The sequence below is a fragment of the Rathayibacter sp. AY1A2 genome (assembly GCF_002930935.1).
Lineage (GTDB): Bacteria > Actinomycetota > Actinomycetes > Actinomycetales > Microbacteriaceae > Rathayibacter.
Map to the genome: position 1 here is coordinate 66,372 of NZ_PSTP01000011.1, position 17,598 is coordinate 83,969.

Here is a 17,598-nt window from a genome sequence, read left to right on the forward strand (position 1 = left end):
GTTCGCATGGATGAGCGCAACGACGAACAGCCCGACACCGGCACCGGTCCCACACCGCGGACCGCCATGGACGCGGCTCGGGAATCGGGTCAGTACTCCCCGCGAGCGAGCGACACCGCTCCGACCCTCCTGCCCGACGGCGTGCGGATCACCCCGCCCGGCCCGCGGCGCCGCTCCACCGCCCCCGCTCCGGTCGAGGACGAGGACGCGATCGACGTCGGCCGCCTCGGCCTGCCGCCCTCGCGCTCGCACGCTCTCGTGCCCCCGGAGCCGAGTCCTGCTCCGACCCCCTCACCGGCTCCCGCTCACCCGTCAGGCGCGAACGGACCGGTCTCGGCGGGGATCCCCGCCCGAGCGGAGTCCGCCGAGAAGCCCGCGGCGTCCGAGTCCGCGGGGGAGCCCGCCGCCGTCCCCACGCGCCGCGACCGCCTCCGCGCCGAGTCCTCGAGCGTCGCTCCCGCCCCGTCCGCGCCGAGCGCCGCCGTCCCCGAGTCGGCGTCGATGCTCACCCCGGACAGGCTGCTGGAGGTCAACCGCAAGACCCGTCCCGCTCCCACGGGCGGCTGGCACCGCTTCCTCTACGGCCTGACCTTCCACACGGTCAACCTCGGCGACTCCGCGAAGGTGAAGGCGTGGAAGGCGATGGACGAGCGGATCGGCCGGCAGTTCGAGGGCGGCACCCGCTTCGTCCCGGTCATGACCCGCAAGGGCGGCGTCGGCAAGACCACGGTCACGACGCTCCTGGGCATGGCCCTCGCCGACGCGCGCGAGGACCGCATCATCGCGGTCGACGCGAACCCCGACCGCGGCACCCTGGCCGAGCGCGTCCCCAAGCAGACGCGGGCGACCGTCCGCGATGTCGTGAACCGCGCGGCCGGCGTGACCGGATTCACCGAGTTCTCGACGATGGTCTCCCGCGACGAGACCCGCCTCGACGTCCTCGCCTCCGACACCGACCCGCAGCTCTCCGAGGCCTTCGACGAGGACGACTACAACGTGGTCGCCGATCTGGTCGAGCGCTTCTACTCGATCATGCTCACCGACTGCGGCACGGGCATCGTGCACTCGGTGATGCGGCCCACGCTGCAGCGCGCCGACACAGTGGTGATCGTCTCGGGCGGCAGCGTCGACGAGGCCCGCCTGGCCTCCGAGACCCTCACCTGGCTGGACGCGAACGGCTACGGCGCCCTGGTGCGCAACGCGGTCGTCGCGCTCAACACGGCGACGCAGGGCACGAGCCTGGTGAAGCTGGAGGAGATCGAGTCGCACTTCCGCTCCCGCGTCCGCGACATCGTCCGCATCCCCTACGACCCGGTGCTCGCCGCCGGCTCCGTGGTGAAGTGGGAGCAGCTGCGCGAGGGCACGAAGGACGCCGCACGCCTGCTCGCCGCGCTCGTGGTCGAGGGCATGCCGGTCCGACGTGTCTGAGCCCCGGGCTTCCGGGGCGGCGTCCGCCGCGCACCAGGACCGCACCGACGGACCCGACGCGTCCACCGACGCCTTCGACCTGATCGTCGTCGGGGCCGGCTCCGGCAACTCGATCGTCGGTCCGGAGTTCGACGGCCTGCGGGTCGCGATCCTCGACGACGGCGAGTGGTTCGGCGGCACCTGCCTCAACGCCGGCTGCATCCCGACCAAGATGTTCGTCCACGTCGCCGACGTGATCACCGACGTCGACCAGGGCGGCCCGATCGGCGTCCACTCCCGCCTGCGCCGCCCCGAGTGGGCCGAGGTGCGCGACCGGGTCTTCGGCCGGATCGACGCGATCAGCGAGGGCGGTTTCGAGTACCGCGATCAGCGCTCCCCGAACGTGACCGTCCTCCGCGAGAGCTTCGGCTTCGAGTCGCTCGGAGACGGCGACCGCCCGCACGTCCTCGTCAGCGCCAGCGGTGCCCGCATCAGTGCTCCGCAGGTGGTCGTGGCCGCCGGCTCGCGGCCCAGGCCGCTCCTCGCCGCGTACGAGCCGGACCCCCGCATCCAGGACTCGTCCTCGGTCATGCGGCTCGACGAGCTCCCCGAGCGGATGCTGATCCTCGGCGGCGGCGCCGTGGCCGTCGAGTTCGCCCACGTCTTCTCCTCCTTCGGCACGGCCGTGACCGTCGCCGTCCGCGGCGACCGCCTCCTCCGCGCCCTCGACGAGGACGTCTCGCGCCGGTTCACCGGGATCGCCGCCGAGCGGTACACGGTGCTCACCGGAGTGAGCGCCGAGAGCGTCGACGCCCGCCCTGACGGGCTCCGCGTCGCCCTCAGCGACGGCACGACGGTCGAGACCGACCTGCTGCTCGTCGCGCTCGGCCGCGACCCCAACAGCGACACGGTCGCCGCCGCCTCCGTCGGGATCGATCTGCACGAGGACGGCCGGATCAGCGTCGACACCGAGCAGCGCGTCCTCTCCGGCGGACGCCCCGTGCCCGGCCTCTTCGCCCTCGGCGACGTGTCGTCGCGCTGGCAGCTCAAGCACGTCGCCAACCACGAGGCGCGCCTCGTGGCGCACAACCTCCTGCACCCGGGCGAGCTGCTCTCCAACACCCTCTCGCCGGTGCCCGGCGCGATCTTCGCCCACCCGCAGATCGCCCACTTCGGGCTCACCGCGGCCGAAGCGCGGGACCAGGGCCTGGACGTCGTCACCGTCACCCAGGAGTACGGCTCCACCGCCTTCGGCTGGGCGCTCGAGGACGACTCCAGCGCCTGCCTCCTGGTCGTCGGCATCGACGGCGCCCTCCTCGGCGCGCACATCATCGGGCCGCAGGCCAGTATCCTCATTCAGCCGCTCGTCCAGGCCGCCAGCGCCGGCACCGGCATCCGCGGACTCGCCCGCAGCCAGTACTGGCCGCACCCCGCAGCGAGCGAAGTCGTCGAGAACGCCCTCCTGAGCGCGGAGGAGGCCCTGAGGGAGCGCACCACATGACCGAACGCCAGATCCGCATCTTCGGGGACCCGGTGCTGAAGACCCCGTCCACGACCATCGAGACGGTCGACGCCGGCGTCCGCGGCCTCGTCGAGGACCTCGTCGACAGCGTCCGACCGCCCGGACGCGCCGGCGTCGCAGCCCCCCAGATCGGCGTCAACCTCCGCGCCTTCAGCTACAACGTCGACGGCGTCATCGGGTACATCCTCAACCCCGAGATCATCGAGCTCAGCGGAGACCCGCGACCGGTCGACGAGGGCTGCCTCTCCGTCCCGAACCTCTGGTACCCCGCGATCCGCTACCCGCACGCGAAGGTCCGCGGCACCGACCTCGACGGCAACGAGATCGTCCTCGAAGGCGACGGCCTCATGGCCCAGGCCCTCCAGCACGAATGCGACCACCTCGACGGACGCCTCTACCTCGACCGCCTCTCCCAGGACGACCGCCGCGCCGCCATGAAGGCTGTCCGGGAATCCGACTGGTTCTGAGTTGGATTCCGAGCCGGTCCCTGCCCGGCTCGGCGCGGTCGGCTTTTCGAGGTGGGCGCGTTCTGGGGAGCGTCGTGCGTTCCGCCGACGGGAAAGCGCTGGGACGCGCTTTCCCGGATACGGCTGTGTTGGTGGGGAGCCGGTCCTTGCCCGGCTCCACGCAGTCGGCCGCTCGAGGTGGGCGCGTTCCATGGAGCGTCGTGCGTTCCGCCGACGGTGAAGCGCTGGCACGCGCTTCACCGGATACGGCTGTGTCGAGGGGGAGCCGGTCCTTGCCCGGCTCCGCGCGGTCGGCCTTTCGAGGTGGGCGCGTTCCGTGGAGCGTCGTGCGTTCCGCCGACGGGAAAGCGCTGGTACGCGCTTTCCCGGATACGGCTGTGTTGAGGGGGAGCCGGTCCCTGCCCGGCTCGGCGCGGTCGGCACCGCGACAGGGGCGCGTCGAGGAGAGCGTCGGGCGTTCCGCCGACGGGATAGAGCTGGGCGCGCTGTCCCGGAGGCGGCTGCGATCGGGACGGCCTGCTGGTAACGGCGGGAGAGCGCGGGGTCAGCGGAGGGAGATGCCCTCGGTGGCGGGGGCGGCGGAGTAGACGGCGGCGATGGTGTCGGCGTAGTCGGCGAGGATGACGTTGCGCTTGATGCTCATCTTCGGAGTCAGGTGACCGCTCGCCTCCGTGAACTCGGTCGGGAGGATCACGAACTTCCGGATCGACTCGGCGCGGGACACGCGCTCGTTCGCCGCATCGACGGCCCGCTGCACCTCGGCCAGAACGACCGGGTTCACGGCCGCGTCCTCGAGTGAGAGGCCCTTGTCCTGCCCGTTGTTCGCGAGCCACGTCGGCAGCATCTCGGAGTCGAGCGTGACAAGAGCGGCGATGAACGGGCGCTGGTCGCCGACGACGACGACCTGGCCGACCAGCGGGTTCGCGCGGATCGGATCCTCCAGCGCCGCCGGAGCGACGTTCTTGCCGCCGGCGGTGACGATGATCTCCTTCTTCCGCCCGGTGACGCGCAGGTACCCGTCCTCGTCCAGGGTTCCGAGGTCGCCCGTGCGGAACCACTCGCCGTCGAACGACTCGGCCGTCGCCGCCTCGTTGTTCCAGTAGCCGCCGAAGACGTCGATGCCGCGCACCTGGATCTCGCCGTCGCCCGCGATCCGGATCGAGACCCCGGGCATCGCCGGGCCCACCGAGCCGATCTTGAACCGCTCGGTGCGGTTGACGGTGGCGGGCGCCGTCGTCTCCGTGAGGCCGTAGCCCTCGAGGATCTTGATGCCGAGGCTGTGGAAGAAGTGCCCGAGCCGGTCTCCCAGCGGCGCCGAGCCGGACACGGCGAAGCGGACGTTCCCGCCCATCGCGGTGCGCAGCTTCGAGTAGACGAGCCGGTCGAAGAGGAGGAACTGCAGCTTCAGAGCGAGCGGCACCGAGCCCGCCTCGAGCGCCATCGAGTGGGCGACGGCGACGTCGGCCGCGCGGCGGAAGATCTTCCCCTTCCCCCCGGCTTCGGCCTTCTGCTCGGCGGAGTTGTAGACCTTCTCGAACACGCGCGGCACGGCCAGGAGGAACGTCGGCTTGAAGGACGCGAGCGAGGGGAGCAGCTGCCTGGTGTCGGCCTGGTGCCCCACCTTCACCCCGCCGTGCACGCAGAGGATCGCGATGAAGCGGGCGAACACGTGCGCCGTGGTGATGAACAGCAGCGTCGACGCGCCGGGCTGGTGGATCAGCTCCGTCAGGGCGACCGCCGAGTTGCGGCTGAGCTCGACGAAGTTCGAGTGCCGGATGATGCAGCCCTTGGGGCGGCCGGTGGAGCCGGAGGTGTAGATGATGGTCGCGATGTCGGTGCCGGTCGCCAGCGAGCGGCGGCGCTCGATCTCGGCGTCCGGCACGTCGACGCCGCGCGTGACGAGCTTGTCCAGATCGCCCAGCCCGATCTGCCAGGCGAGTCGGACCTCGGGAAGGTCGGCGCGGATCTCGTCGAAGCGGGCGAAGTGCTCGGGAGTCTCGACGATCACGGCGTGCGCGCCGGAGTCGGCGAGGTTCCACTGCACCTGCGCGGGGGAGGAGGTCTCGTACACCGGGACGAGGACCCCGCCGGCGAACCAGACGGCGAAATCGATCAGCGTCCACTCGTAGCGCGTCTTGCAGATCAGTCCGACCTTCTCGCCCGGCTCGAGGCCGGCGGCGACGAAGCCCTTCGCGAGGGCCGTGACCTGGTCGAGGAACTCCTGCGCCGTCACATCGCGCCAGCCCTCGCCGTCGGGCAGCGCGAAGAGCGGGCGATCGGGCGTCTCGCGGACACGGTCCAGCAGGAGGGCGGTCGTGTTGGCCTGGGGATCGGCCGGAACCACCAGGGGGGAATCGAACTGGTCCACGGCAACTCCTTCGGTACCTGAATGAACGTCGTCTCCACCCTACCGGCGCGGCGCAAGCTGTGGATCCGTTCAGGGTAACGATCCAGCGGTGGCTCCGCGAGGAGGGCCGACACGCGTCGCCGGGTCTCGCCGCTGAGCCGCATCGGAGCGCTCGCGGTCACTACACTCGTCCTGGCCGCCGCTCAGGGCGGCCCGCCGACGCTGCCGCGCCGGTGGCGACGGGAAGGCGGTTCGCGTGCACGCGATCGGGATCGACATCGGCGGCACGAAGATCGCCGGAGCCCTGGTCGACGAGTTCGGGGGGATCCTCCGCGAGGACCGTCGGCCCACTCCCGCCGGGCACCCCGAGCTGATCGTCGACGTCGTGGTCGAGATGGTCGAGCATCTGCGCTCCGGCCTGCTCCCGGGAGACGTCTCCGCGGTCGGAGTCGCCGCCGCCGGCTTCATCGACGCCTCGCAGTCGATCGTCTACTACGCCCCGAACATCAACTGGCGCAACGAGCCCTTCCGCGAGAAGCTCTCGGCCCGCATCGACCTGCCGATCATCATCGAGAACGATGCGAACGCCGCCGGCTGGGCCGAGTTCCGCTACGGCTCGGGCCGCCTCGTCAGCGACATGCTGATGCTCACCATCGGCACCGGAGTGGGTGGCGCGATCGTCATCAACGACCGGCTCCTGCGCGGCGGCTTCGGCGCCGCGGCCGAGATCGGGCACATGCGCGTCGTCCCCGGAGGCCTGCCCTGCGGCTGCGGCGCCCGCGGCTGCATCGAGCAGTACGGCTCGGGCCGCGCGCTCCAGCGCTTCGCCGGCGAGCTGGCCGACGCGGGCGGGATCGGCCAGGGCATCGCCGACGCCCGCGCCCGCAACGGCGGCGAGCTGAACGGCCACCTCATCTCCGAGCTGATCACCGCCGGCGACCTCGGCGCCCTCGCGGCGCTGCGACAGCTCGGCCACTGGCTGGGCGAGGCGGCGGCCAGCCTGAGCGCCGTCCTCGACCCGCAGATGTTCGTCATCGGCGGCGGAGTGGCGCAGGCGGGCGACCTCCTGCTGGACCCCATCCGCCAGGCCTACCTCGACAACCTCCCCGCCCGGGGCTACCACCCCGAGCCCGAGTTCCGCATCGCGGAGCTCGTCAACGACGCCGGAGTCGTGGGGGCCGCCGACCTGGCGCGCCTGCACGCGAGCTCCCTCTAGCGGCACCCGCCGCACCCGATCCGCCGCACCGCCGAGGAGCCCGATGTTCTACTGGTTCATGAAGCACATCGTCGCGGGCCCGCTCCTGAAGACGATCTTCCGGCCGTGGGTGGTCGGCGCCGACAAGGTGCCGCAGAACGGCGGCGTGATCCTCGCGAGCAACCACCTCTCCTTCATCGACTCCGTGATCCTCCCGCTGGTGATCGAGCGGAACATGGTCTTCCTCGCCAAGAGCGACTACTTCACCGGCAAGGGCCTCAAGGGCTGGGCGACGCGGACGTTCTTCACCGCCACGGGGATGCTGCCCATCGACCGCTCCGGTGGCAAGGCGTCGGAGGCCTCGCTCAACACGGGCCTCCGCGTCCTCGCGGGCGGCCACGCCCTGGGCATCTATCCCGAGGGCACGCGCAGCCCCGACGGCCGCATGTACCGCGGCCGCACCGGTGTCGCGCGCATGGTCCTCGAGGCCCGCGTGCCCGTCATCCCGGTCGCCATGATCGACACCGCGCGCATCATGCCCATCGGCAAGCGCCTGCCGAAGCTGGGCCGCATCGGCATCGTCTTCGGGGAGCCGCTCGACTTCAGCCGCTTCGAGGGCATGGAGGGCGACCGGTTCATCCTCCGCTCGATCACCGACGAGATCATGTACGAGCTCCTCGCCCTGAGCGGCCAGGAGTACCTCGACGTCTACGCGACCTCGGTCAAGGAGAAGCGCGCGGCCCTCACCCGCTGAGCGCCCGCTCGATGCCGGGGCCCCCTCCCGGCCGAGCGCCCTGCCAGGCGATAAGCTCGTCAACCGCTGCCGTCCGTCCGGACGGCGGCCCTCCGCGCGCCGCTGGCGCCCGTCAGAACCGGGAACACCCTCGTGGTCATCGATCCGAACGAACCGTACGTCCTCGCCGCCCCCTCCGTGGTCGCCGGCCTGGACTATTGGCGCGAGCTCGAGATCAAGCAGCAGCCGCAGTGGCCCGATGCGGAGGCCGTGCGAGCGGCGTCCGCCGAGGTGGCCGCGCTCCCTCCGCTGGTGTTCGCCGGCGAGGTGGACCAGCTGCGCGAGCGTCTCGGAGCCGCGGCCCGCGGCGAGGCGTTCCTCCTGCAGGGCGGCGACTGCGCCGAGACCTTCGCGGGAGCGACCGCCGAGCAGATCCGGAACCGCGTCAAGACCGTGCTGCAGATGGCCGTCGTCCTGACCTACGGCGCGAGCATGCCCGTCATCAAGATGGGCCGGATGGCCGGCCAGTTCGCGAAGCCGCGCTCGAGCGATCTCGAGACCCGCGGCGACGTGACCCTGCCCGCCTACCGCGGCGACATCGTCAACGGCTACGACTTCACCCCGGAGTCCCGCGCCGCGGACCCGCGCCGCATCGTGCAGGGCTACCACACCGCCGCCTCGACGCTGAACCTCATCCGCGCCTTCACGCAGGGCGGATTCGCCGACCTGCGCCTCGTCCACTACTGGAACAAGGGCTTCACCGAGAACCCGCAGAACCAGCGCTACGAGCAGCTGGCCCGCGAGATCGACCGCGCGGTCAAGTTCATGGTGGCGTGCGGGGCCGACTTCGAGGGCATGAAGCGCACCGAGTTCTACACCGGCCACGAGGGCCTGCTGATGGACTACGAGCGCCCCATGACGCGCATCGACTCGCGGACCGGCACGCCGTACAACACCTCCAGCCACTTCATCTGGATCGGCGAGCGCACCCGCGAGCTCGACGGCGCGCACGTCGACTTCCTGTCGCGGGTGCGCAACCCGATCGGCGTGAAGCTCGGCCCGTCGACCACGCCCGAGACGATGCTCGAGCTGATCGACAAGCTCGACCCCGAGCGGGAGCCCGGGCGCCTCACCTTCATCACCCGCATGGGTGCCGGGAGGATCCGCGACGCCCTCCCGCCGCTGCTCGAGGCCGTCAAGCGGAGCGACGCCCTGCCGCTCTGGGTGACCGATCCGATGCACGGCAACGGGCTGACGACGCCGACCGGCTACAAGACCCGTCGCTTCGACGACGTGGTCGACGAGGTCAAGGGCTTCTTCGAGGCGCACCGCGCCGCGGGGACGCACCCGGGCGGCATCCACGTCGAGCTCACAGGCGACGACGTCACCGAGTGCCTCGGCGGCTCGGAGCACATCGACGAGGCGACGCTCGCCACCCGGTACGAGTCGGTCTGCGACCCGCGCCTCAACCACATGCAGTCGCTCGAGCTCGCGTTCCTCGTGGCGGAGGAGCTCCGGGGCCGCGCGATCTGATCCGGCCCCGACCGCCGGTCGAGTCCCGTCGAGGGGCTCGACCGGCGGCGTCAGGTCGTGATGGTGATCGACAGCTGGATCGTCGTGCCGCGCTGCACGAGATCGCCGGCCTTGTTGGACTGGTTCGTGACCTTGGTCAGCTCGTTCGGCGCCGCGTCGATCAGCGGGCCGAGCGTCGTCAGGGAGTAGCTCCACGACAGGTCCGCCGCCTCGAGGGCCGCCTTCGCCTCGTCGCGGTTCATCCCCACGACGTTCGGCACGGCGACGGGCTCGGGCCCCTTCGACACGACGACCGAGACGGTGTCGCCGGTCACGGCGGGCGCCTCCGGGTTCGCCTGCGTGAGAACGACGCCCGCGGCCACGGTGTCGCTCCAGTCCTCGCCGCTGCGGTCGAGGGCGAGACCGGCCGCCTCCGCCTTCGCCGTCGCGTCGTCGATCGAGAGGCCGACGACGTTCGGGATCGGTCCGAGACTCACCACCATCGCGATGGTGCTGGTCTCGGACATCGTCTCGGGCAGCGCCGATCCGTCAGGCAGCGAGGCGGAGACGACCACACCCGCGTCGACGTCGGCGTCGAAGATCTTCGAGACGTCGCCGACGGTGAAGGAGCCGCCCGTCACCGCGGCGGCGGCGTCGGCCTCCGAGAGGCCGGCGAGCGACGGGACCGGCAGCTGGCGCGGCCCGCTCGAGACGGTCAGGGTGATGACGGAGCCCTTGTGCACCCCCTGCCCGCCGGGCGGATCGGAGCTCACCACCGTCCCCGCGGGCACGGTGAGGTCGGGCGTCTCCTGCGGCTGCACCTCGAAGCCCTGCGACTGCAGCTGGGCCGTCGCGTCCTGCTGCGACTGGCTGACGACGTCCGGGATCGACACGATCGCGCCGGGTCCCTCGCCGAACCACCAGGCCGTCCCGCCGCCGATGAGCGCCAGGAGGAGGACGACCACCGTGAGCAGGACGCCGCGGCGCCGTCGGACGCGGCGTCTGCTCGCGAGCCGGGCGACGGTGTCGTCGTCCTCGTCGATCACGAGCACCGCTCCGGGGGCCGGCGCCGGGTCGAAGACCGAGGTCTGCCCGGGCTCCGCCGTATCGAAGACGGCCGTCGCGGGCGCCGGATCGGCGACGGGCGCCGGGAGCGGGGTGACCGCCTGCGTGTCGCCGCGGCGGTCGCTCGGCGTGATGCCCATGAGCCGCTCGGCCTCGAGCAGCTGCGCGAGCATGACACCGGCGTCGCGGGGCCGCATGTCCGGGTCGCGCTCGGTCGCCCAGAGGACGAGCTCGTCGAGCGAGGTGGGGACGGAGGCGACCGTCGCGCTGGGGTACGGGACGGAGTCGTTCGCGTGCTGGTACGCGATCTGCATCGGCTGCTCGCCCGTGAAGGGCTGCTCTCCGGTGAGCATCTCGTAGATCATGATCCCGATGGCGTAGATGTCGCTGCGGGTGTCGGCGGTGCCCCGCGTGACCAGCTCGGGGGAGAGGTAGGCGATCGTGCCGAGGAGGGCCTGACCGGAGGCGGTGTTGGCGGAGGCGGCGCGCGCGAGGCCGAAGTCGCCGATCTTGATCCGGCCGTCGTCGGCGAGGAGCACGTTCTCGGGCTTGAGGTCGCGGTGGAGGATCCCGGCGCGGTGCGCGGCGGCGAGACCCGAGAGCACGGAGTGCATGATGTCGACGACCTGCTGGGCGGTCAGCCGGCCGCGCTCCTTGAGCAGGTCGCGCAGAGTGATCCCGGGGAGGTACTCCATCACCAGGTAGGCCATGTCCGAGTCCTGGCCCTGGTCGAAGACGCTGACCACGTTCGGGTGGGCGAGACGGGCGGCGGAGCGCGCCTCCTGGACGAAGCGGTTCTTGAACGTCGCGTCGTCGGAGAGGTGGCCGTGCATGACCTTCATCGCCACGCGGCGCTCGAGGCGCTGGTCGTGCGCGAGGTAGACCGTCGCCATGCCGCCGCGGGCGATCCTCGAGCGCACCTCGTACCGGCCGTCGACAAGACGGCCGAGGAGAGGGTCGAGCTGGCTGGTGGTCACGCGACGAGTCTAGGCAAGACCCCCGGGGGAACCGGTGAGCGACGCCCGGGCGGCGCAGGACGGGCCCGACTCCTTCTCCGGACGCCCGCAGTTGGCGGCCCTCCGGGCTCGTGGCAGTCTTGACGCGTGACCGACTCGTCCGCTTCCCCCGCCACCTCGACCGATTCCGAGCCCGAGTGGCTGACCATCCCCGACCTCGTGGAGCTGACCGGGCTCGGCGCCGGCCGGGTCCGCCGCCTCCTCGAGGAGCGCCACCTGCTCGGCACCCGCCGCGACGGCGTGCTGAAGGTCCCCGCCCTCTTCCTCCGCGACGGGGAGCCGATGAGCGAGATCCGCGGCACCGCGATCCTGCTCGCCGACTCCGGCTTCACCGACGACGAGGCGGTCGACTGGATGCTGACGGTCGAGGAGAGCCTGGGCACGAGCCCGATCGTCGCCCTCCGCGCCGGCCGCAAGGCCGAGGTCCGGCGGGTCGCCCAGGCCCTGGCCTGATCTCGCCGGTCCGCTCCTAGGAGGTGCGGACCGTGACCTGGGCGGCCAGCTCGCGCAGCTCCGCCACGCCCTCCGCGCGGAGCGGCGCGTCGGGGAGGACCGCGATCGCCGCGGCCACCTCCTGGTCGATGCGCTCCTCGAGCCGCTCGAGGGCGCCGCTGCCCGCGATGATGTCCTGCGCCCGCGCGATGGACGCCGCGCCGGCGTCGCTCCGGCCCACGACCGCGTCGAGCTCGGCCCGCTCGTCCGGCGAGCACGCGCTTCGGGCGAGGCCGAGCAGCACGGTGCGCTTGCCCTCCCGCAGATCGTCGCCGGCCGGCTTGCCCGTCACCGCCGGGTCGCCGAAGACCCCGAGGACGTCGTCGCGCAGCTGGAAGGCGATCCCGACCGGGAGCCCGAAGCGGCGCAGGGCGTCCAGCTGCGCGTCGTCGCCGCCGGCGAGGGAGCCGCCGATCACCAGCGGCGCCTCGATGCTGTACTTCGCGCTCTTGTAGACCACCACCCGCTCCGCCCGCTGCAGGTGCTCGTGCTCGGGGTGCTGCACCCATGCGCTCTCCTCGAGGATGTCGAGGTACTGGCCCAGCGTGACCTCGGTGCGCATCAGGTTGAACTCCGCGCGCGCGCGCTCGGCTGCGACTCGATCCCCGAGCGACCACTCCGCCGCGGCGAAGATCTCGTCCGACCAGACCAGGAGGAGGTCGCCGAGGAGGATCGCGGAGGAGCGGCCGAACTCGTCGCGGTCGCCGGTCCAACCGCCGTCGGCGTGGAAGGAGGAGAAGCGCCGGTGGGCCGCGGGAGCGCCGCGGCGGGTGTCGGAGTTGTCGATCACGTCGTCGTGGACGAGGGCGGCGGCGTGGAACAGCTCCAGCCCGGCGCCCACCCTCGCGATCGGATCGGAGCCGCTCGGATGGGCCTCGCTCGAGGTGCTCGACACCGCGTTCCAGCCCGCCTCGCAGAAGCGCGCGCGGAACCGCTTGCCCCCGCTGAGAAAGTCCCGCGAAAGGTCGCCGAGGGCGGAGACGTCCTCTCCTATGGAGCGCAGAATTGGCGTGCGCCCGGTGAGGAATTCATCGATTCGGAGCTGGACGCGATCGACCAGTCGAGAGCTGTGGTTCACCCGACCAGCCTATGCACCGAAGGTGCCTGGTGCCTGCGTCGGGCTCGGTCTACACTGAAGCGCCGCCCGACCGGTCGAGCCCAGACGCCGCCTATTCCGGTGCCGATCCCCGAAAGGGTCGACGCCGCACCCTGAAGGGGTCACGATGCCGCTTTCGGAACACGAGCAACGGCTCCTCGATGAGATGGAGCGGAACCTCTACCAGAACGACGCCGATTTCGTGGCGGCGGTCGGCAAGGGACGCGGCGGCACCAACTACCGGGCCCTCGTGCTCGGCATCCTCCTCGGCATCCTCGGTCTCGCCGTGCTCGTCGCGGGAGTGGTCGTGCGCCAGCCCCTCGTCGGCATCCTCGGGTTCGCCTTCATGCTCGGCGGCGTGATCGTGGCCATGCGCCCGGCCGCCGGCGGCTCCTCCGAGCCCGGCCTGCCCGACGTCGGCCGTCCGTCGAAGCCCCGCTCGGGCAACCGCCAGGGGTCCGGCTTCATGGACCGTCTGAACGACAGGTGGGACAACCGCGGAGACGGGCGCGGCTAGCCTCCCCTCCGCTCCACCACAGGGTCGATCCTCACGGATCGGCCCTTTTTTCGTGCCCGCGGCCTCCCTCCCGCGGCATTCCCCCTCCACTTCGCCCCACTGTCGCGATTCCGCGGAAACACGCGGATGACCGGGGCCTCTCCGGCGCGCCCCGCGCCGCGCCGGGGTTGTGAGTGGGGGGAAGTGGAGTACTGTGGAGGACACACCATCCTTGGCCGGAAGAAGTGGGGGGCAGTCCGTGTTCCTCGGCACCTATTCCCCCAAGCTCGACGAGAAGGGCCGCGTGATCCTCCCCGCCAAGTTCCGCGACGAGTTCTCCTCCGGAGTCGTCGTCACGCGCGGCCAGGAGCGGTGCCTGTACGTGTTCAGCCAGGCCGAGTTCGAGGTGATGCACGAGAAGATCCGGCAGGCGCCGGTGACCAGCAAGCAGGCGCGGGACTTCCTCCGGGTGTTCCTCTCGGGCGCGAGCGCCGAGACGCCGGACAAGCAGAACCGCGTGACCCTCCCGGCTCCGTTGCGCGCCTACGCCGGCCTCGACCGCGACCTCACCGTCATCGGAGCGGGCAACCGCGCCGAGATCTGGGCGCAGGGCGCCTGGGAGACCTACCTGCAGGAGCAGGAGTCCGTGTTCTCCGACACCCAGGAGGAGGTGATCCCCGGCCTGTTCTAGGTCCTGTCGCGCGACTCCCAGCCACTCGGCGCCCGGACGCACCTTCCCCGGTGTCCGGACGCGAGGTGGATGGGGATCGGACGACAGGAACGGGAACGGCGGGACCGCCATGGCAGAGAACACTCCGAAGGGCGCTCCGCGCCCGACCGAGGAGCGGCACCTCCCGGTGCTGCTCGAGCGCTGCGTCGAGCTCCTGGCTCCGGCGCTGGAGCGCGACGGGGCGGTCGTCGTCGACGCGACGCTCGGCATGGGCGGGCACTCGCTCGCGCTGCTCGAGCGCTTCCCCGGCCTGCACCTCGTGGGCCTGGACCGCGACCCCGAGGCGCTGCAGCTCGCGGGGGAGCGGCTCTCCGCCCACGCCTCCAGGATCGACCTCGTGCACGCCGTCTACGACGAGCTGCCAGACGTGCTCGACGAGCTGGGCATCGACACGATCGACGGTGCGCTCTTCGACCTCGGCGTCTCCTCGCTCCAGCTCGACGAGACCGAGCGCGGGTTCTCCTACTCCAAGGACGCGCCGCTCGACATGCGGATGGACTCGACCGCCCCGCTCACGGCGGCGAGCATCCTCGCCGACTACGACGAGACCGCCCTGCGCCGCATCTTCCACGAGTACGGCGAGGAGCGCCTCGCCGCGCGCTACGCCAAGAAGATCGTGGAGGCCCGTCGCGAGGCTCCGCTGGAGCGCTCCGGCCGTCTCGTCGAGATCATCCAGGCGGCGACCCCGGTCGCGATCCAGCGGAACGGCCACCCCGCCAAGCGCGTCTTCCAGGCGCTGCGGATCGAGGTCAACCAGGAGCTGTCCGTCCTCGAGCGGGCGATCCCCGCCGCCCTGGGCCGGATCAACGAGGGCGGGCGGATCGTCGTCGAGGCGTACCAGTCGCTCGAGGACCGGATCGTCAAGCGCGCGCTCCAGGCCGCGTCCTCCTCCACCGCCCCGGCCGGCCTCCCGATGGAGCTGCCGGAGCATCGACCCGAGTTCCGACTCGTCATCCGCGGAGCCGAGCTCGCCTCCGACGACGAGAAGGCCCGCAACCCCCGAGCGACACCCGTGCGTCTGCGCGCGGCCGAGAGGATCAGGAGCACCGCATGAGCGCTACCGCCGTCATCGACCCCGCCCGCCGAGCACGCCCCGAGGAGGAGGCGCCCCGCCCCCGAATCGAGGCCGTCCCGGCCGGTCAGGCGCAGTCGCGCCCGAAGCTCGTCTACGGGATCGTCGCCGTCGCCGGCCTCTTCGCGATCATCGTCGTCCAGCTCCTGGTGAGCGTCGGCCTCTCGCAGGGGGCCTACCAGATCTCGGCGCTGCAGACCGAGCAGAAGTCGCTCACCCGCAGCAACGCGGAGAAGCAGGACGCCGTCGACACGCTGAGCTCGCCGCAGAACCTCGCCACCGCCGCTCAGGGCCTGGGCATGGTCGCCAACACCGCGCCGGTCTACCTCCGCCTCTCGGACGGCGCCGTGCTGGGCGACCCCTCCTCCGCCGCGTCGAGCGAAGTCGCGGGCACCGCCTCCGCGCCGCTCGTGCCCAACGCCCTCGTCCCGGCTCTCCAGCCCGGCGCGAGCGCGTCCTCCCCGGCTGTCGACGGTGCGGCCGTACCGTTGCAGGGCGAGCTGCCCGCGCCCATCACGCACTGACGCGCGGCGTCGCGGTCCGCCTCCGCGCGGGCACCCGCCCCGCGGGGCGCACGACGACCATCCGGACCCGACGAACGGCGGCCCGCCCGCCCGGAGCAAGAAGGACACCGCCGCAGTGAGACACCACCGCTCTAGCAGACGCCGCACGGCCGTCACGTTCGTCATCATCGTCGCCGTCGTCGGACTCTTCATCGGCAAGCTGGTGGACATCCAGATCGTGCGGGCGAACGAGCTCACCGATGCGGCCGCCCAGAACCAGTCGAACAGCGTCGTCACCTACGGTCAGCGCGGCCCCATCGTGGACCGCTCCGGGACGGTGCTCGCGGACACCACCACGCGCTACCGGCTGACGACCTCGCCGAAGAACGTGGCCGAGTTCCCGCGCGAGCTGGGCGAGGACCAGAAGGTCATGGTCAGCGTGCAGCAGGCCGCCTCCGAGATCGGCGCGATCACCGGGCAGTCGGTCGAGCAGATCACCGGAGCGGTGGACGCCGCGCTCGCGAAGGACGCGAAGGCCAACTACCTGATCCTCTCGGAGGGGCTCGACCTCGAGGCCTACCAGAAGCTCGTCGCGCTCGACATCCCGTGGACCTACTTCGAGACCCAGCAGGGACGCAGCTACCCCAACGGCGCGGTGGCCGGCAACCTCGTCGGCTACGTCGGGGCGGACGGAGCGGCCCAGGAGGGCATGGAGTACGCGGAGAACACCTGCCTCGCGGGGCAGAACGGGTCCGAGAGCTACGAGCGCAGCGCCGACTACGTCCGGATCCCGGGCAGCACCGTCTCGGAGACCCCGGCCGTCGACGGCGGGACGCTGAAGCTCACCATCGACTCCGACCTCCAGTACTACTCCCAGCAGGTCCTCTCGCAGCGCGTCGCCGAGGTCGGCGGCAGCTACGGGATCGTCGTCGTGCAGGAGGTCAAGACCGGCAAGCTGCTCGCCGTGGCCGAGACGCCGACCGTCGACCCCAACAACGTCGAGGCGAGCGCCTCCGCAGACCGCAGCTCGCGCGCCTTCCGCGCGCCGTTCGAGCCGGGCTCGACCTTCAAGCCGATGACGGCCGCGATGCTGATCGACCAGGGCCAGGCGGGCCCGACGACCCAGGTCGTCGTCCCGGACTCCTTCGAGAAGGACGGCGCCTCGTTCAGCGACGACTTCGCGCACACCCCGACGAACTACACGCTGACCGGCATCCTCAAGGACTCGTCGAACGTCGGCATCTCGATGCTCGGCTCCCGCCTGTCGGCCCAGACCCGCTACGACTACCTGCAGAAGTTCGGTCTCGGCACGCCCACCACGAGCGGCTTCCCCGGCGAGGAGGGCGGCCTGCTCGCCGACTACCAGGACTGGGACAACCAGACGAACTACACGACGATGTTCGGCCAGGGCGTCTCGGCGACCGCGGTGCAGGTCGCGAGCATCTACCAGACGCTCGGCAACGGCGGAGTGCGGCTCCCGTCGCAGCTGATCGACGGCTGCACCACGGCCGACGGCTCCGTCGTGGACGTCCCCGATGCGACGGGCACCCAGGTGGTGTCGAGCTCGGCCGCGAAGCAGGTCGTCGACATGCTGCAGACCCACTACAACGAGGGCTGGCTGGCGAACGACATCCATGTCGACGGCTACAACATCGCCACCAAGACCGGTACCGCGCAGCAGCCCGACGGGAAGGGCGGCTACTCGAAGAGCTACACCGTCTCGCTCGCCGGGCTCGCGCCGGCGGAGGACCCGGAGTACGTCGTGACGGTCACCATCGCCGATCCGGTTAAGATGAACACGTCCCAGGCGACGGCTCCCGTCTTCCAGCAGGTCATGACCCAGGTGCTCAAGACCAACCGGGTGGAGCCGTCCACGGTGCCGCCCGTCGAGTACCCGACGACGTGGTGAGCCCCGCCGGGACCACGATCCAAGCACCAGAACGAG

The 17,598-nt window shown here is 71.5% G+C and carries 15 protein-coding genes; 12 read left to right on the forward strand and 3 right to left on the reverse strand.

The window, feature by feature from the left end:
* The first annotated feature begins 6 nt into the window (after positions 1-6).
* Genes C5B93_RS10795 through def form a run of 3 tightly spaced genes read left to right on the forward strand, consistent with a single transcriptional unit; the run spans position 7 to position 3,396 of the window.
* Positions 7-1,428: a MinD/ParA family protein gene (locus C5B93_RS10795; RefSeq protein WP_258062898.1), complete on the forward strand. Its 1,422-nt coding sequence runs from the start codon at positions 7-9 to the stop codon at positions 1,426-1,428.
* On the forward strand, positions 1,421-2,908 hold the full coding sequence (locus C5B93_RS10800; protein ID WP_104292462.1) for a mycothione reductase: 1,488 nt from the start codon (positions 1,421-1,423) through the stop codon (positions 2,906-2,908). Before C5B93_RS10795 ends, C5B93_RS10800 begins: the two co-directional genes overlap by 8 nt.
* Positions 2,905-3,396, forward strand: coding sequence for a peptide deformylase (gene def / locus C5B93_RS10805; protein ID WP_104225378.1), 492 nt, complete (start codon positions 2,905-2,907; stop codon positions 3,394-3,396). The genes C5B93_RS10800 and def overlap by 4 nt, the downstream gene beginning before the upstream one ends.
* Before the next feature lie 544 nt (positions 3,397-3,940).
* Here def and C5B93_RS10810 read toward each other — a convergent pair.
* Complete coding sequence (locus C5B93_RS10810; RefSeq protein ID WP_104292463.1) at positions 3,941-5,764, reverse strand: long-chain fatty acid--CoA ligase; 1,824 nt, start codon at positions 5,762-5,764, stop codon at positions 3,941-3,943.
* A 235-nt stretch (positions 5,765-5,999) separates the two neighbouring features.
* Here C5B93_RS10810 and C5B93_RS10815 point away from each other — a divergent pair, with 235 nt between their 5' ends.
* The 3 genes from C5B93_RS10815 (at position 6,000) to C5B93_RS10825 (ending at position 9,204) form a co-directional block, all read left to right on the forward strand.
* Positions 6,000-6,959 carry an ROK family glucokinase gene (locus C5B93_RS10815; RefSeq protein WP_104222580.1) on the forward strand — a complete coding sequence of 320 codons (960 nt, stop codon included), beginning with the start codon at positions 6,000-6,002 and terminating at the stop codon, positions 6,957-6,959.
* A gap of 43 nt (positions 6,960-7,002) precedes the next feature.
* Entirely contained in the window at positions 7,003-7,692 is a 690-nt protein-coding gene (locus C5B93_RS10820; protein WP_104222581.1) for a 1-acyl-sn-glycerol-3-phosphate acyltransferase, read from the forward strand.
* 177 nt (positions 7,693-7,869) lie between these two features.
* Positions 7,870-9,204: a class II 3-deoxy-7-phosphoheptulonate synthase gene (locus tag C5B93_RS10825; RefSeq protein WP_104222617.1), complete on the forward strand. Its 1,335-nt coding sequence runs from the start codon at positions 7,870-7,872 to the stop codon at positions 9,202-9,204.
* A 50-nt stretch (positions 9,205-9,254) separates the two neighbouring features.
* On the opposite strand, the gene pknB is transcribed toward C5B93_RS10825, so the two are convergent.
* Positions 9,255-11,225 carry a Stk1 family PASTA domain-containing Ser/Thr kinase gene (pknB, locus tag C5B93_RS10830; protein ID WP_104292464.1) on the reverse strand — a complete coding sequence of 657 codons (1,971 nt, stop codon included), beginning with the start codon at positions 11,223-11,225 and terminating at the stop codon, positions 9,255-9,257.
* A 126-nt stretch (positions 11,226-11,351) separates the two neighbouring features.
* Here pknB and C5B93_RS10835 point away from each other — a divergent pair, with 126 nt between their 5' ends.
* Positions 11,352-11,717, forward strand: a complete 366-nt coding sequence (locus tag C5B93_RS10835; protein ID WP_104292465.1) for an Rv2175c family DNA-binding protein — start codon at positions 11,352-11,354, stop codon at positions 11,715-11,717.
* A gap of 16 nt (positions 11,718-11,733) precedes the next feature.
* On the opposite strand, the gene C5B93_RS10840 is transcribed toward C5B93_RS10835, so the two are convergent.
* On the reverse strand, positions 11,734-12,834 hold the full coding sequence (locus C5B93_RS10840; RefSeq protein WP_104292466.1) for a polyprenyl synthetase family protein: 1,101 nt from the start codon (positions 12,832-12,834) through the stop codon (positions 11,734-11,736).
* Between the two features lie 145 nt (positions 12,835-12,979).
* Here C5B93_RS10840 and C5B93_RS10845 point away from each other — a divergent pair, with 145 nt between their 5' ends.
* The 5 genes from C5B93_RS10845 to C5B93_RS10865 all read left to right on the forward strand — a co-directional run bounded on the left by C5B93_RS10845 (position 12,980) and on the right by C5B93_RS10865 (position 17,562).
* The gene (locus tag C5B93_RS10845; protein ID WP_104233350.1) at positions 12,980-13,369 is read left to right on the forward strand and encodes a DUF3040 domain-containing protein; all 390 of its coding nucleotides are present in this window, start codon (positions 12,980-12,982) and stop codon (positions 13,367-13,369) included.
* Between the two features lie 238 nt (positions 13,370-13,607).
* On the forward strand, positions 13,608-14,039 hold the full coding sequence (gene mraZ, locus C5B93_RS10850; RefSeq protein ID WP_104292467.1) for a division/cell wall cluster transcriptional repressor MraZ: 432 nt from the start codon (positions 13,608-13,610) through the stop codon (positions 14,037-14,039).
* 109 nt (positions 14,040-14,148) lie between these two features.
* Positions 14,149-15,132 (forward strand): 16S rRNA (cytosine(1402)-N(4))-methyltransferase RsmH, encoded by a 984-nt coding sequence (rsmH, locus tag C5B93_RS10855; protein ID WP_104225374.1) that lies wholly within the window; start codon positions 14,149-14,151, stop codon positions 15,130-15,132.
* A complete protein-coding gene (locus C5B93_RS10860) occupies positions 15,129-15,674 on the forward strand; it encodes a hypothetical protein (RefSeq protein ID WP_104292468.1) in 546 nt (181 codons plus the stop codon). Before rsmH ends, C5B93_RS10860 begins: the two co-directional genes overlap by 4 nt.
* Before the next feature lie 115 nt (positions 15,675-15,789).
* Positions 15,790-17,562 carry a penicillin-binding protein 2 gene (locus tag C5B93_RS10865; RefSeq protein WP_244229623.1) on the forward strand — a complete coding sequence of 591 codons (1,773 nt, stop codon included), beginning with the start codon at positions 15,790-15,792 and terminating at the stop codon, positions 17,560-17,562.
* The last annotated feature ends 36 nt before the right edge of the window (positions 17,563-17,598 follow it).

Coding starts and splice junctions, on each gene's coding strand:
- C5B93_RS10845 (WP_104233350.1), top strand. CDS start 12,980: ATGCCGCTTTCGGAACACGAGCAACGGCTCCTCGATGAGATGGAGCGG.
- rsmH (WP_104225374.1), top strand. CDS start 14,149: ATGGCAGAGAACACTCCGAAGGGCGCTCCGCGCCCGACCGAGGAGCGG.
- def (WP_104225378.1), top strand. CDS start 2,905: ATGACCGAACGCCAGATCCGCATCTTCGGGGACCCGGTGCTGAAGACC.
- C5B93_RS10860 (WP_104292468.1), top strand. CDS start 15,129: ATGAGCGCTACCGCCGTCATCGACCCCGCCCGCCGAGCACGCCCCGAG.
- C5B93_RS10820 (WP_104222581.1), top strand. CDS start 7,003: ATGTTCTACTGGTTCATGAAGCACATCGTCGCGGGCCCGCTCCTGAAG.
- C5B93_RS10795 (WP_258062898.1), top strand. CDS start 7: ATGGATGAGCGCAACGACGAACAGCCCGACACCGGCACCGGTCCCACA.